General features: G+C 71.0%; 14 protein-coding genes. 5 read left to right on the plus strand and 9 right to left on the minus strand.

The genetic code is table 11. The annotated features are described in order from the left end of the window. Window positions 1-77: 77 nt before the first annotated feature. From folK to OF819_RS15960, 5 genes are all read right to left on the minus strand, one after another. On the minus strand, window positions 78-737 hold the full coding sequence (folK, locus tag OF819_RS15940) for a 2-amino-4-hydroxy-6-hydroxymethyldihydropteridine diphosphokinase (RefSeq protein WP_267244182.1): 660 nt from the start codon (window positions 735-737) through the stop codon (window positions 78-80). Then, complete coding sequence (folB, locus tag OF819_RS15945; RefSeq protein ID WP_267244183.1) at window positions 734-1,093, minus strand: dihydroneopterin aldolase; 360 nt, start codon at window positions 1,091-1,093, stop codon at window positions 734-736. The genes folK and folB overlap by 4 nt, the downstream gene beginning before the upstream one ends. 247 nt (window positions 1,094-1,340) lie before the next feature. Further along, window positions 1,341-1,787 (minus strand): nuclear transport factor 2 family protein, encoded by a 447-nt coding sequence (locus OF819_RS15950; RefSeq protein ID WP_267244184.1) that lies wholly within the window; start codon window positions 1,785-1,787, stop codon window positions 1,341-1,343. Continuing rightward, window positions 1,784-2,662 (minus strand): dihydropteroate synthase, encoded by an 879-nt coding sequence (folP, locus tag OF819_RS15955; RefSeq protein ID WP_267244185.1) that lies wholly within the window; start codon window positions 2,660-2,662, stop codon window positions 1,784-1,786. Before folP ends, OF819_RS15950 begins: the two co-directional genes overlap by 4 nt. A gap of 120 nt (window positions 2,663-2,782) precedes the next feature. Continuing rightward, a complete protein-coding gene (locus OF819_RS15960; protein WP_267244186.1) occupies window positions 2,783-4,657 on the minus strand; it encodes a phosphatidylglycerol lysyltransferase domain-containing protein in 1,875 nt (624 codons plus the stop codon). Between the two features lie 159 nt (window positions 4,658-4,816). Here OF819_RS15960 and OF819_RS15965 point away from each other — a divergent pair, with 159 nt between their 5' ends. After that, window positions 4,817-5,929, plus strand: a complete 1,113-nt coding sequence (locus OF819_RS15965; RefSeq protein ID WP_267244187.1) for an alpha/beta hydrolase — start codon at window positions 4,817-4,819, stop codon at window positions 5,927-5,929. Here OF819_RS15965 and OF819_RS15970 read toward each other — a convergent pair. From OF819_RS15970 to OF819_RS15980, 3 genes are all read right to left on the minus strand, one after another. Continuing rightward, entirely contained in the window at window positions 5,916-6,941 is a 1,026-nt protein-coding gene (locus tag OF819_RS15970; RefSeq protein ID WP_267244188.1) for a hypothetical protein, read from the minus strand. The genes OF819_RS15965 and OF819_RS15970 overlap by 14 nt on opposite strands. Then, window positions 6,938-7,312: a PadR family transcriptional regulator gene (locus OF819_RS15975; RefSeq protein WP_267244189.1), complete on the minus strand. Its 375-nt coding sequence runs from the start codon at window positions 7,310-7,312 to the stop codon at window positions 6,938-6,940. Before OF819_RS15975 ends, OF819_RS15970 begins: the two co-directional genes overlap by 4 nt. Window positions 7,313-7,401: 89 nt before the next feature. Further along, window positions 7,402-8,544 (minus strand): ABC transporter ATP-binding protein, encoded by a 1,143-nt coding sequence (locus OF819_RS15980; RefSeq protein ID WP_267244190.1) that lies wholly within the window; start codon window positions 8,542-8,544, stop codon window positions 7,402-7,404. Window positions 8,545-8,670: 126 nt separating this feature from the next. On the opposite strand from OF819_RS15980, the gene OF819_RS15985 reads away from it, so the two are divergent. The 4 genes from OF819_RS15985 (at window position 8,671) to OF819_RS16000 (ending at window position 12,242) form a co-directional block, all read left to right on the plus strand. Further along, window positions 8,671-9,462 carry an ABC transporter permease gene (locus OF819_RS15985; RefSeq protein ID WP_267244191.1) on the plus strand — a complete coding sequence of 264 codons (792 nt, stop codon included), beginning with the start codon at window positions 8,671-8,673 and terminating at the stop codon, window positions 9,460-9,462. Next, window positions 9,462-10,151, plus strand: coding sequence for an ABC transporter permease (locus tag OF819_RS15990; protein ID WP_267244192.1), 690 nt, complete (start codon window positions 9,462-9,464; stop codon window positions 10,149-10,151). Before OF819_RS15985 ends, OF819_RS15990 begins: the two co-directional genes overlap by 1 nt. Before the next feature lie 82 nt (window positions 10,152-10,233). After that, window positions 10,234-11,202, plus strand: coding sequence for an ABC transporter substrate-binding protein (locus OF819_RS15995; RefSeq protein ID WP_267244193.1), 969 nt, complete (start codon window positions 10,234-10,236; stop codon window positions 11,200-11,202). 98 nt (window positions 11,203-11,300) lie between these two features. Beyond that, window positions 11,301-12,242, plus strand: coding sequence for a hypothetical protein (locus OF819_RS16000; RefSeq protein ID WP_267244194.1), 942 nt, complete (start codon window positions 11,301-11,303; stop codon window positions 12,240-12,242). A 220-nt stretch (window positions 12,243-12,462) separates the two neighbouring features. Here the strand turns inward: OF819_RS16000 and OF819_RS16005 are convergent, their stop codons facing one another. Next, window positions 12,463-13,287: a DUF4190 domain-containing protein gene (locus OF819_RS16005; protein WP_267244195.1), complete on the minus strand. Its 825-nt coding sequence runs from the start codon at window positions 13,285-13,287 to the stop codon at window positions 12,463-12,465. Window positions 13,288-13,350: the final 63 nt, after the last annotated feature.

A 13,350-nucleotide genomic window follows, 5' to 3' on the forward strand; every position in this document is an offset into this window, starting at 1 on the left:
GCCCTTTCACGCTCTGACCACCGACCACACCGATCACCGACCACGGGGCATCGGCCATGCTCCGACGAGCCTAACGACTACTCGGGCAGACGGAGTTCCAGGTCCTCGCGGGTCCGCACGCCTTCGCGCCCCACTTCGGCCAGCAGCTCGGAGACCGGGCCGCGCCCGGGGAGCCGGGCCTCGGGGTCCACATCGAGCCAGGGCGCCAGGACAAAGGCGCGCTCATGGGCGCGGGGGTGGGGCAGGGTCAGCGCCGGGTCGTCGGAGACCACGTCCGCGTACGTCACGATGTCGACGTCGATGGTGCGCGGGCCCCAGCGCTCCTCCCGCACCCGGTCGAAGGCCTCCTCGATCGCCTGCCCGCGCTCCAGCAGCGAAGACGGCGGCAGGGTCGTCTTCACCACCACGACCGCGTTGAAGTACGAGGGCTGAGAGCCGGGCTCGACGCCCCACGGCTCCGTCTCGTACACCGGGGAGACCGCCTTCACCCGCAGGCCGGGCGTGTCCTCCAGGGCGTCGACCGCGCCCTGGAGCGTCTCCAGGCGGTTGCCCAGATTGGAGCCGAGGGACAGCACGGCCTGTTTCGGATTGGACAGGGTGACATCCGCCGCGTCCACCTGCTCCACCACGGAGGCCGGCACCGGCTGCACGGTGGGGTCGCTCTGCGCGCCGTTGGAGGGAAGCCCCGAAGACGACGACGAAGGCGACGACGGTGAAGACGATGAAAACGCAGTCATACTCGGCTCCGGGTGATCGTGACGGTCACATCGTCGAACGGCACCGTGATCGGGGCGTCGGGCTTGTGCACGATCACCTCGACCTCCTCGACGCCTTCGTGCTTCAGGCACTGCTGGGCGATGCGCTCCGCGAGCGTCTCGATCAGATCGACGGGCTCGCCCTCGACGACGGCCACGACCTCCTCCGCCACCACGCCGTAGTGCACGGTCTTCGCCAGGTCGTCGTCCGCCGCCGCGGGACGGGTGTCGAGGCCGAGCACCAGGTCCACGATGAAGGTCTGGCCTTCCTCGCGCTCCCGTGGGAAGACGCCGTGGTGCCCGCGGGCCTTGAGGCCGCGCAGCGCGACACGATCCACGCGAATCACTCCTGCTCATTCATCTGTTGCGGGCTGCGGACACGCGGCCGCGTGCGGACGGCGAGCGGTGTCGGTAATCGAATCTACCTGCGAGCACTGACAGCGCCCGCCCACGGGGGGGCATGGACAAAACCCCGTACGGCTGGTAGCCGCCTATACCCGAGGCCCTGGTTTCCCAACCTCTACCGGGCCGCGTACCCACTTATGAGGGGGCCTACGGGCGAGCCGCCGAGGGGGCACGCCGGGGCTACGCGGGGCTTTCGTCGCCCTGCTCCTCGTCGCTTTCCGTCAGTACGGGTGAACCGTGGTGCGACCAGAGCTTCCACCCGTCCGAGGTGCGGCGGAACACATTGGTGGCGACGACGAGCTGTCCGACGAGCGGCCCCAGCTCCCCGGCCTCCTCGGCCGGGCCGCCGCTGAGGATGTTCTCCGTACAGGTCACCAGCGCCGTGTCGCCGGCCACGCTCACCTTCACATCGGTGAGGAAGAACTGGATGTACTCGGTGTTCGCCATGATCAGGGCGTATGAGCGCAGCACCTCGCCCCGGCCCGACAGCATCGGCCACCCCGGATGGACGCAGGAGATGTCGTCGTCGAGCCAGAGCTCGGAGAGCCGCTCGAAGTCGCCCCGCTCCATCGTCTCGTAGAAGGCGGTGTTGGCCTCCTCGACCAGTTCGACGTCGGTACGGCTCACCGGGCGCCCTCGACGGCCCGGGCGACCCTGACGGCGTCCGCGGTCGCCCGCACCTCATGGACGCGTACCGCCCACGCGCCCCTGTGCGCCGCGATCGCGGAGACCGCGGCGGTGGCCGCGTCCCGCTCCCGCGCGGGCGGCGGCGCGCCCTCCTCCTTGGCCAGGACACGGCCGAGGAACCGCTTCCGGGAGGCGGCGATCAGCAGCGGCCGGCCGAGGGTGTGCAGCTCGTCCAGATGGGCCACGAGCGCCAGATCGTGCTCGGCCTGCTTGGCGAAGCCGAGGCCGGGGTCGACGACGATGCGTTCCGGGGCGATGCCGCCCGCGACGACGGCGTCCATGCGCTCACGCAGCTCCGCCAGCACCTCGCCGACGACGTCCTCGTACACGGCCCGGCTGTTCATGTCCCGGCTGAAGCCGCGCCAGTGCATGACGACGAAGGGCACCCGGGCGTCGGCGACGGCGGGGACCATGCGGGGGTCGGCGAGTCCGCCGCTGACGTCGTTGACGAGTACGGCGCCGGCCGCGACGGCCTGCTCGGCGACCGAGGCGCGCATCGTGTCCACGGAGACGGTGACGCCTTCGGCGGCCAGCCCGCGGACCACGGGGATGACACGGCGCAGCTCCTCGTCCTCCTCGACCCGGGTGGCGCCGGGCCGGGTCGACTCACCGCCGACGTCGACGAGGTCCGCCCCCTGGGCGACGAGGTCCAGGCCCCTCTTCACGGCGGCGGTGGTGTCGAACCAGCGTCCTCCGTCGGAGAAGGAGTCGGGCGTGACATTGATCACGCCCATGACCGCGCAGCGGTCCCACTCCGGCAGCCCGCTCACCACGCCCCTGCCGCCGCCTGTGCCCCGTGTGCGCAACGTACTCATGGCCCCAGCCTAGGGCCCGTGCTCTCCCGGGGCCGCGTGCCCCGGGACCGGACCGGCTGCCGCGGGCTGCCCGCCCGGAGCCGTGCCTGCGCTCCGTGCCGGACCTGCCGGGGCCGCTGCTCAGGCGGCCCGGGTCTGCTGCTCCACACGCTCCCGGCCGGGGGCCGGGGCCGCGGCGACGACATGGGGGCAGGGCCGGGGCTCGCGCGCCTGCCGGCGGCGGGCGAAGGGCCGCGGCAGCGACAGATTGACGAAGCCCTCGGCCTGCATCGCGGCGAAGCCGATGCGCGGCAGATCCCGGGTGCTGCGGAAGACCACGAAGCGCGGCTCCCAGCGCGGCCGGAACTTGGCGTTGAACTTGTACAGCGACTCGATCTGGAACCAGCGGGACAGAAAGACCAGCAGTCCCCGCCACATCCGCAGCACCGGGCCCGCGCCGATCTTCTCGCCGCGGGCGAGCGCGGAGCGGAACATCGCGAAGTTGAGCGAGACCCGTTCGATCTTCAGCTCCGGAGCGGCCTGGAGGGAGGCGACGATCAGCAGCTCGTTCATGCCGGGGTCGGCGGTGCGGTCGCGGCGCATCAGCTCCAGCGACATGCCGTCGGTCCCCCAGGGGACGAAGTGGATGATCGCCTTCAGGTCCCCGTAGGGGGAGGCGGCAGCGCCTTCGCCGGCCTCCCTGTGCGCCGTGGCGATGACCGCGTCGCCGTCCGCCGGGTCGCCGATCCTGCCCAGCGCCATGGAGAAGCCGCGCTCGGTGTCGGTGCCGCGCCAGTCGGCGGCGGCCCGGCGGATCTGCTCCAGCTCTTCCCCGGAGAGGTCACGGGCGCGCCGTACGCGGGTTTCGTAGCCATTGCGCTCGATGCGCTTGACCATCTGCCGCACATTGCGCATCGCGCGCCCCGTCAGGGAGAAATCCTTGACGTCCACCACCGCCTCGTCGCCCAGTTCGAGGGCGTCCAGGCCGGTCTCGCGGGTCCATACTTCGGCGCCGGTCTCGGAGCAGCCCATGACGGCGGGGGTCCAGGAGTGCGCCTTGGCCTCGTCCATGAACCGCTCGATCGCGCCCGGCCAGGCCTCGACGTCGCCGATGGGGTCGCCGCTGGCGAGCATCACGCCGGAGACGACGCGGTAGCAGACGGCGGCCTTGCCGCTGGGGGAGAACACCACGCCCTTGTCGCGGCGGAGCGCGAAGTGCCCCAGTGAGTCGCGGCCGCCGTGCCTGGCGAGCAGCGCGCGCAGCCGGGCCTCGTCGTCCTCGGTGAGCCGCGCGGCCGGGTGTTCGGGGCGGAAGGCCAGATAGATGGTGGTGATGGCGGTCAGCATGCCGAGGGCGCCCAGTGAATAGCCCACGGTCCAGGAGACATTGCCGGTGTAGCCGACGGGGCCCTCGACGCCGAAGAGCCCGTACAGGACGTGTTCCAGCCGGTCGCTGAGGCTGGGGCTGCCCATCACCCGGCCGGGGTGGGCGCTGACGATGACGAGACCGAGGGCGATGGACCCCGCGCCCATCAGGACGAAGTTGGCGAGTGCCCGCCAGCGGCTGCGCGGATCGGGCAGCGCCGCGAACTCCCGCCGGTGGCGCAGCAGCAGCGCCAGCAGGGCGAGCGAGAGCAGCACGCCGACGATGGAGTGCCGGTAGAAGAACTGTCCGACCGCCCCGGCCGGCAGCAGGATCACCGCGGCGCGCCAGGCGCGCCGCTTGTGGCGCTTGAGGCCGTGGGCGAGCAGAAGCAGTAGCACGCCCGCGCTGATGGACAGGGCGGCGGCGAAGGGCCCGGTGGCGCCGGGCAGCACCTCGGCGAGGGTGTGGAGACGGCTGTGCCTGAAGCGCGGGAAGACACCCGCGGCGACATCGATCAGGCCGACGACGGTTGCGGCCGTGCCGACCAGAGCCGGGACCGATTCGGGGCGGGGGCCGCGCAGAACACGCCGCACTCGTCCCAGCCGATCCGGAACCAATCCTGATTTGTCCCCATCTTTGGTTGCAGACATCGCTTCCCGTGCTTCCCGTGGCTCCGCGAGAGATCGAAGATCGTGTGTCCGGGCCTCAGGTCAGTCGGCTCCGGACGATCTGGCGCTCATTAGGACGGCACTTCCGGGGGGCGGGTTCACTCGCTCTCAGGAAAATCTCACGGAAAGCTCACTCGACACATGGGTCTGACCAGCAACAAGGTTCTGGCTTTGGCCGTGGTGGCGGCGGTGCTGCTGTTCGCGGCCACCGTCTGGCTCTGGCCCCGGCTGGCCGGGCGCACCTGGCGGGCGGTGGCCGGGCGGATCGGGCTGCTGCTGGCGACCCAGCTCGCGCTGTTCGCCTCCCTGGGGCTGGCGGCCAACAAGTCCTTCCTCTTCTACGGCTCCTGGGCGGATCTGTTCGGGCAGGAGCAGGAGCTGGGCGTGGTGGTGGACCACTCGGCCGCCGCCTCGCACATCAAGGTGGTCGGCAAGAAGAAGCTGGACGTCCCCGGGGGCGGGACGCCCGCGACCGGCGGGCAGATCCAGAAGGTGGTCATCGCGGGCAAGAAGTCGAAGATCGACAGCCCGGCGTATGTCTATCTGCCGCCGGAGTACTTCCAGAAGGAGTACGAGAAGCGGAACTTCCCCGCTGCCGTCGTGCTCACCGGCTACCCCGGGACCGCGGAGAACCTCCTCAAGGGGCTGAGGTATCCGCGTACGGCCTTCGAGCAGGCCAGGGACGGCAAGATGCAGCCGATGATCCTGGTGATGCTGCGGCCGACCGTGGCGCCGCCCCGGGACACCGAGTGTGTGGACATCCCGGGCGGGCCGCAGACGGAGACATTCTTCGCCAAGGACCTTCCGCAGGCCGTCGCGGAGACGTACCGGGTGGGGACCGAGCCCCGTAACTGGGGCTTCATCGGCAACTCCACCGGCGGCTACTGCGCCCTGAAGATCGCCCTCCACCACCCCGAGCAGTTCGCGGCGGGCGCGGGCCTGTCGGCGTACTACAAGGCGGCCGAGGATGTGACCACCGGTGACCTCTTCCGCGGCGACGACCGCGCCCGCAAGCGGGCCGATCTGCTGTGGAGCCTGGACCATCTGCCGCAGGGGAAGTCGTCGTTCCTGGTGACCAGCTCGCACCAGGGGGAGGGGAATCTCAAGGCGACGCGGGAGTTCATCAAGAAGGTGAAGCGGCCCGCGCGCGTCTCGTCGATCATGCTGGACAGCGGCGGGCACAACTTCAACACCTGGCGGCGGGAGATCCCGCCGACCCTGGAGTGGATCAGCGGCCGGCTCAGCGCCGCCTGAGCGCTTTGTACCACTGGCCTGCGGTGTATCCCACCCAGTAGACGGCTGTCACCAGATACAGCCAGAACCAGAAGGACGTCGGCTCGGGGTCGGCAAGCTTGTCGACGAGGACCCACAGGATCGCGGCGGCGAGCAGTGTGGCGCCGTAGAGCTTGCGCCGCTCCAGCCGGGCATCCCTGCGCGGTCCCTCGGCGAGACGCAGCGCGTACACCTCCACGTCGCCGAAGGCGGCGGTCGCGCTCTCGCCAGAGGTCGCCAGATGGAGGCGGGCCTCCTGCACATGGCTGTGCGCCTCGGCGGCCCGCATCGCGTGCCGGGTGCGCAGCAGCCCGTCCAGGCGGGCCAGCCAGCGCTCGTCGTCCCCGTAGGGGACGGAGGGGGTGAACCAGCGGTCGAGGACGGCGTTCGGGATGCCCGCCGCGGCCGCGGTGAAAAGGGCGCTCGCCGCGGTCAGCACGGGGACGGGCATCGTGAGCAGCTCGCGCTCCGGCAGATACGCGGCGGCCGCGATGCCGTTGCCGAGCGCCACGGCGGCTGCCGCGCCGAAGCCCCCGGCGCCCTTGACGCGTCCTGCGGACCAGGCCCCGATGCCCGCGCAGAACAGGAGCGCGCTGAGGAAGATCCCCGTGAACCCGGCGACGGAGGACCAGCTGGGCGTCGCCCACAGGCCCTCGCGTATCCAGTGCATGACGCTGATCACGATCCCGGCGCCGCCGAGGGTGCAGACGGCCGCGGTGAACCGCTCGCCCGGCGTCATGCCCTGAGGGTCCGTACGCGCGCGTGCTTCCTCGGTGACATGCTCGTCGGCCGCGGCGCGCGCGTGGGCCTCGGGCTCGCCGAAGAGTTCGCGGGCGCTGCGGCCCGTCTCGGTCACGGCCTCATAGACCTCGGCCAGGACGCGGTCGGCCAGGCCGTCCGGGGAGTGCGGAGCGAGGGCGAGCCGCAGCTCGACGGCGGCCGCCCATTTCTCGTCCTCGTCCCGAGGCCAGTTCAGTTTCTCCTTGGCGGTCACGCTTCTTCCCCCTGCTCCCTCTGCTTCCGCGGCACGCGGTCCTCCAGCACGGACTCCACGGTGGCGGCGAAGGCGCGCCATGCGGCCCCTTCGCCGCGCAGGCGGGCCCGCCCGCGGTCGGTGATGCGGTAGTACTTGCGTCCCGGCCCGCCCTCGCCGGCGCCCCACTCGACCTCGACCGCGCCCTCCTCCTCCAGCCGGGTCAGGGCCGGATAGAGGGCAGCGGCCTTCACGTTCTCAAAGCCGGCGTCGGACAGCCGGCTCAGCAGGGCGTATCCATAGCTCCTGTCCTCGGAGTCCAGCACCGAGAGCAGACACAGCGGCAGGACGCCGCGCGTCCAGGCCGGCTGTGGCGACTGCTCCGTCCCCATGAGCACCCCCTGATGTATTCAACAGCCTTGACTATTCACTATTTCAGAATAGTTGGCAAGGGTGAGGGCCGGTCCCGGGGTGGGCGGGGCTAACTCACCGTCTCCAGCGTCACGTCGGCGCGGGGAATGTCCTGCGCGTCCGCGTCGATCGAACGCCGCAGCGCCTCATGCAGCCGGGCCGGGGTCAGCACCCCCAGGAAGCGCCCCCGTTCCTCCGCGTCGATCACCGCGATCCAGCCGGCGTCGTGCTGGAGCATCGTCGAGAACGCCTGCTTGAGGGAGGCCCCGACCGGCAGCCACGCCTCCATGCGCCGCGCGTGCTCGCGTACCGTGCCGCCGCCCTCCGACGCCTGCTCGGCGGAGATCCAGCCGTGCAGCTCGTCGTCCCGGTCGAGGACGACCGCCCAGCGGGAGCTGAGCTGCCGGGGCAGCGGATCGTCGAGGTGCACGACCGGCGGCTGCTCCAGATCGCTCTCCTCGATGGGGGTGACCGACAGCCTCTTCAGACCGCGGTCCGCGCCGACGAAATCGGCGACGTACGGGGTGGCCGGGGCGCCCAGCACGGCGGCCGGCGCGTCGAACTGCTCGATGCGGCCATGCCCGTACACGGCGATCCGGTCGCCGAGGCGCACCGCCTCCTCGATGTCGTGGGTGACGAACAGCACGGTCTTGCGCACCTGGGACTGGAGCTTGAGGAACTCGTTCTGGAGGTGCTCGCGGACCACGGGGTCCACCGCGCCGAACGGCTCGTCCATCAGCAGCACCGGCGGATCGGCCGCCAGCGCCCGGGCCACGCCGACGCGCTGGCGCTGGCCGCCGGAGAGCTGCTCGGGGTAGCGGTCGCCGTAGACGGCCGGGTCCAGCCCGACCAGGTCGAGGAGTTCGGCCGCGCGCTCGCGGGCCCTGGCGCGTCTGACGCCGAGGAGGCAGGGGACGGTCGCCGTGTTGTCCAGCACGGTCTTGTGCGGGAACAGGCCCACCTGCTGAATGACATAGCCGATGCGGCGGCGCAGCTGCACCGGGTCGACGGCCGCGATGTCCTCGCCGTCGAGGAGGATGCGGCCGCCGGTGGGTTCGATCAGGCGGTTGACCATCTTCATGGTGGTGGTCTTGCCGCAGCCCGACGGGCCGACGAGCGTGATCAGCTCGCCCTCGGCGACCTCGAACGACAGGTCGTCGACGGCCGTGGTGCCGTCCGCGTAGCGCTTGGTGACGTGCTCGAAGCGAATCATGTTTCCTCGTGGGGGCGGTGACGGGGACGGCGGTGGCGGCGGCCGGAGGGCGATTGTCAGTGCCGGCCGCTAAGGTCACTGCAAACGGTAGACATATGTTCGGGATTGCGGGGGAGGTGACGCCCGATGAGTACCTATGCCGTGCCGCAGGCCGTGCACCAGGCGGCGCAGAACTGCCTGGTGGCCAATGACTGGATCTGCGGCGAGTATCTGCGCACCCGCAGCGAGGAGCTGACCGAGGCCACCCTCCAGCACATCTGGATCACGGTCGCGTCCGTGCTGATCGGGCTGGCCGTCGCCTTCCCGCTGGCCGTGCTGGTGCGCGCCCGGCCCCGGTTCGCCGGCCCGGTGCTGGGGCTGACCACGCTTCTCTACACGATCCCCTCGCTCGCCATGTTCTCGCTGCTGCTGCCCCTCTTCGGGCTGTCGGCGGCGCTGGTGGTGACCGGCCTGGTGCTCTACTCGCTCACCATCCTCGTGCGGAACATCGTGGCGGGTCTCGACGCGGTGCCCGAGGACGCCCGGGAGGCCGCACGCGGCATGGGATACGGGCCATGGCGCATGCTCTGGGAAGTGGAACTGCCCCTCGCGCTGCCCGCGCTGATGGCGGGCGTGCGGATCGCGACCGTCTCGACGATCGCGCTGACCACGGTCGGCGCGCTGGTCGGCCAGGGCGGTCTGGGCAATCTGATCGACGACGGCGTGCAGACCACCTTCAAGGCGCAGGTCCTGACCGCCTCCGCGCTGTGCGTGCTGCTGGCCGTCATGGCCGATCTGCTGCTTCTCGGCGCGCAGCGGCTGCTGACGCCCTGGACCCGAATACGCACGGCGGCCGGCGCGCCACGAGCGGCGGGATCGAAGGCAGCGGGGTCGAAGACAGCGGCGTCAATGGCGGCAGCATCGAAGGCGGCCGTCTGATGGGGGTCGTCGCCGACGCATGGACCTGGCTCGCCACCGGCTCCAACTGGTCCGGGGAGAGCGGCGCATGGCACCGGCTGGGCGAGCATATATACGTCAGCGGGGTCGCGCTCGTCGTCGCCTGCGCGATCGCCCTGCCGATCGCGCTCTGGCTCGGCCATCTGGGCAAGGGCGGCGCGCTCGCGGTCAATGTCTCCAACGCGGGCCGGGCGATCCCCGTCTTCGCGGTCCTCGCGCTGTTCATGCTCACCCCGCTGCGCACCGCGGGCTATCTGCCGACGATCATCGCGCTGGTGCTCTTCGCGGTGCCGCCGCTGCTCACCAACGCCTATGTGGGCATGCGCGAGGTGGACCGCTCGGTCGTGGAGGCCGCGCGCGGCATGGGGATGTCGGGCGGCCAGGTCTTCCTCCGTGTGGAGCTGCCGCTGGCCTATCCACTGCTGATGACCGGGCTGCGTTCGGCGGCCGTCCAGGTGGTGGCCACCGCCACGATCGCCTCGATGGTCGGCCAGGGCGGTCTGGGCCGCATCATCACCGCGGGCTTCAACACCTACAACACCCCGCAGGTGGTGGCCGGCGCGCTGCTGGCCGCCGGTCTGGCGCTGCTGGTGGAGGGCGCGCTGGCGGCGGGCGCCCGGCTGATGGACCCGAGGCGTCGCCGGCGGCCGACGCAGACCGCTTCGGTGTGATCGACCCTGTTTCTCCACCTTGTCCCACTCTTTGACGCTCTTTTGACAGCCTGCTGACACACACATGTGGACGGAGACCCTGATGAGAAAGACCTCGCGGATCGCGGGAGCCGTACTCGCCGTGGCAGCCCTGACGGGTTCTCTCGCCGCCTGCGGCGGGGACAGCCTGGAGGCCGGAAAGCCCGGCGCCGGTTCGGGCCCGGGCGCCGGGAAGAAGGGCACGCTGGTCGTCGGCGCGGCCGCCTTCACCGAGGCCAAGGTGCTCGCGGAGCTGTATGCGCAGCTGCTGGGCGACGCTGGATACCAGACGTCCGTGACGACCGTGAAGAACCGTGAGCTGTACGAGCCCTCCCTGGAGAAGGGCGAGATCGACATCGTTCCGGAATACGCGGCCACCCTCGCCGAATTCCTCAACGCGAAGGTGAACGGGCCGGACGCGCCGCAGGACAAGCCCGTCGCCTCCAGCGATGTCGCCGCCACGGTCGCGGAGCTGACCAAGCTGGCCGAGCCGCGGGGGCTGAAGGTGCTCCCGGCGGGTGAGGCGGTCGACCAGAACGCGTTCGCGGTCAGCGAGGAATTCGCCCGGAAGCACAACCTCAAGACCCTTTCCGATCTTGGGAAGTCGGGGCTGAAGGTGAAGATCGCGGCGGGGGACGAGTGCGAGGTCCGCCCGTTCTGCGCACCGGGTTTGAAGGAGACGTACGGGATCGACGTGGCGGGCGTTGACCCCAAGGGCGTGGGCACCCCGCAGTCCAAGCAGGCCGTCAGGGACGGCGAGGACCAACTGGTGCTGACCACCACCACGGACGCCGTGATGGACGGACTGGTCTTCCTGGAGGACGACAAGAAGCTCCAGAACGCGGACAACGTCCTGCCGGTGGTCAATGCCAAGGACGCCGGAGACAAGGAGATAGCCGAGATCCTCGGCAAACTCACCAAGGTGCTGACCACCGAGGATCTCGCCGGGCTGAACCGCAAGGTGGATGCGGAGCGGGCGAAGCCGGAGGACGCCGCGAAGGCATATCTGGAGTCGAAGGGGCTGATCAACTGACCGGCGCGGAACGGGAGCGGAAGTAAGGCCCGCACTTTCCTCGGAGATTTGCCGACCCGTCACCCCATTCGGGGTCTACGCACGGTAAATTTCAGGCCATGCCACGTGGACGCCACCGTCATTCCCCGCCCCTGCACAGGATGCTGCCGCCCTCGGCGGTCGCCGGAGCGTCGGTGCTGTGTGCCGCCGGCGCGTGGTTGGTCGCCGAACCGGTCGTGCTCCGTTCGCTGGCCGCCCTCGCCGCGGCCGCGGCGGTCACCGGCTCCGTGCTGATGCGGAGCTGGGACCGGGCCGCCGGGCGGCGCGTCGCGGAGCTCACCCGCGCCCGCGCCAGCGACCAGTGGAAGAACGAGGAGCGCCTCGCGGAGCTGGAGGCCGACCTTGAGGAGGCCCGCGAGCTGCGGACCAAGCTTGAGGTGAAGCTGCGCGCCAAGCGCGTCGAGCTGGCGGGTCTCCGCGGCGAGCACGCGGCGCTGCTGCGCCGCTACGCCACCGCGGAGACCGAGCGCGCCAGCGCGCTCGAAGGCCGCCGCCGGCTGGAGCTGGAGGCCGCCGCCCCGGCCAAGGCGCTCCCGGCGTCCCCGTCCACGCCCACCGCGTCGGTCTATCTCCGCGCGGCGCAGGCCCTGGAGAACCTCTCCAAGAACGCGGCGGAGCAGGCACGGGCACGGAGCGGTGACGAGCCCCGGCCCGCCGAAGACCCGGAACCCCCCGCCCCCGAGCCGCGCGCCGAACCGTCCCTCCCCGCCCGCCGCCCGGCCCCCGCCGTCGGGATCGTCCCCTACGGCCCCCAGCGCCGCCCCTCCAAGCCCGGCCCCCAAGGCAGCTTCGACTTCTTCGGCACGGGCAACGACACACCCCCGCGGAACGACATCGAGGCAGCGGAAGAGCAGGACCTCGCAGACGTCGTCGGCGAGGAGGCCCTCGCCTCCCACCGCCGCGACAACGACTCCCGCGAGGTCGGCAAGGTCATCGACCTGACGGCCCACGACGAGACGGAACAACTGGACGTGGCGGAGCTGCGCACGGCGATCTCCTAGCCGCGTCTGCGAGGGGTTGCGCAATCAAGCCCCGCCGGCGATTGAGGCGCGGGAGCCGGAAATCAAGCCTCGCCTGGGGGCACCTCCGTGGGGGTACCCCCCGGACGGAGTCTGGGGGAGGCAGCTGGGGGAGTTTGAGGCGCGGGGGCTGGGGGCGGAGCCCCCGAAACGGGGTCTGGGGCGGAGCCCCAGTTACGGAAGTGGGGTCCCCCCCACGCCCTCAGGGAGCGGTCCCGCTCCAGATGGCGGAGTCGTAGGTGAAGCCCGGTCGGACTTCGACGTCCAGGCTGCCGGCGGCGTCGGAAGGCAGGTCGAAGGCGTAGGAGCCGACCGAGCTTTTGCCGGGGAGCAGGGTGCCGCTGAGGTCCTGAAGATCCTGGGCGCTGTCGAAGATGCGATCGGCGGTGCGCCCTTCGGCGTCTTTCGCCTGCACCTGGACGAGAACGAGGTCCAGGCTCTCGTCCGCCCCGTTGGTCACCATGACCTCGACCGCGACCGCCACATTGCCCGGCGAGTGCCCGGCCGCCGTATCCGAGGGGCTGAACTCGCTCGGCTCCGAGACCCTGACCTCCACCCCGTCCTCGTACCGCTGAGTCTCACCGAAAGCGAGCGCGCCGGGGACGGCTGTGGCTGTGGCCGTGGTTTCTTCGGGGGGCGTCGTGCCCGGCGTTGCGGGGGCCGTGGTCCGTGTGGGGCCGAGCTCGCGCTCGATGTCCTCGAAGACGTCGGCGATGATCAGCGCGCCGACCACGGCCAGCACGATCGCCACACCGCCGAGCACCGACCCGGTCAGGGACATACGGCCGTTCGTGGCAAAGCCCTGGCGGGCACGCTGGTAGCCGAGGATGCCGAAGACGATCGCGATGACGCCGAGCACCGCGGCGATCCAGAACAGGAGCGGGATCATCCCGGTGAGGACTCCGACGATGCCGACGATTAGCGCGGTGATGCCGAAGCCGTTGTGCGGCGGCGGGGGTGGGATGCCCCAGGTCTGGTGCGGAGGGCCGGTGGGGCCGGGGCCGCCGCCGTCTTTCGCACCCGTCATCGTCCGCTCGCACTCCGCCGGGGATCATGGTCCTTCCCATCGGACCCCGGCGGGCTGCGGCCC

It is taken from the genome of Streptomyces sp. PR69, assembly GCF_026420845.1.
In the GTDB taxonomy this organism is placed as follows: Bacteria; Actinomycetota; Actinomycetes; order Streptomycetales; family Streptomycetaceae; genus Streptomyces.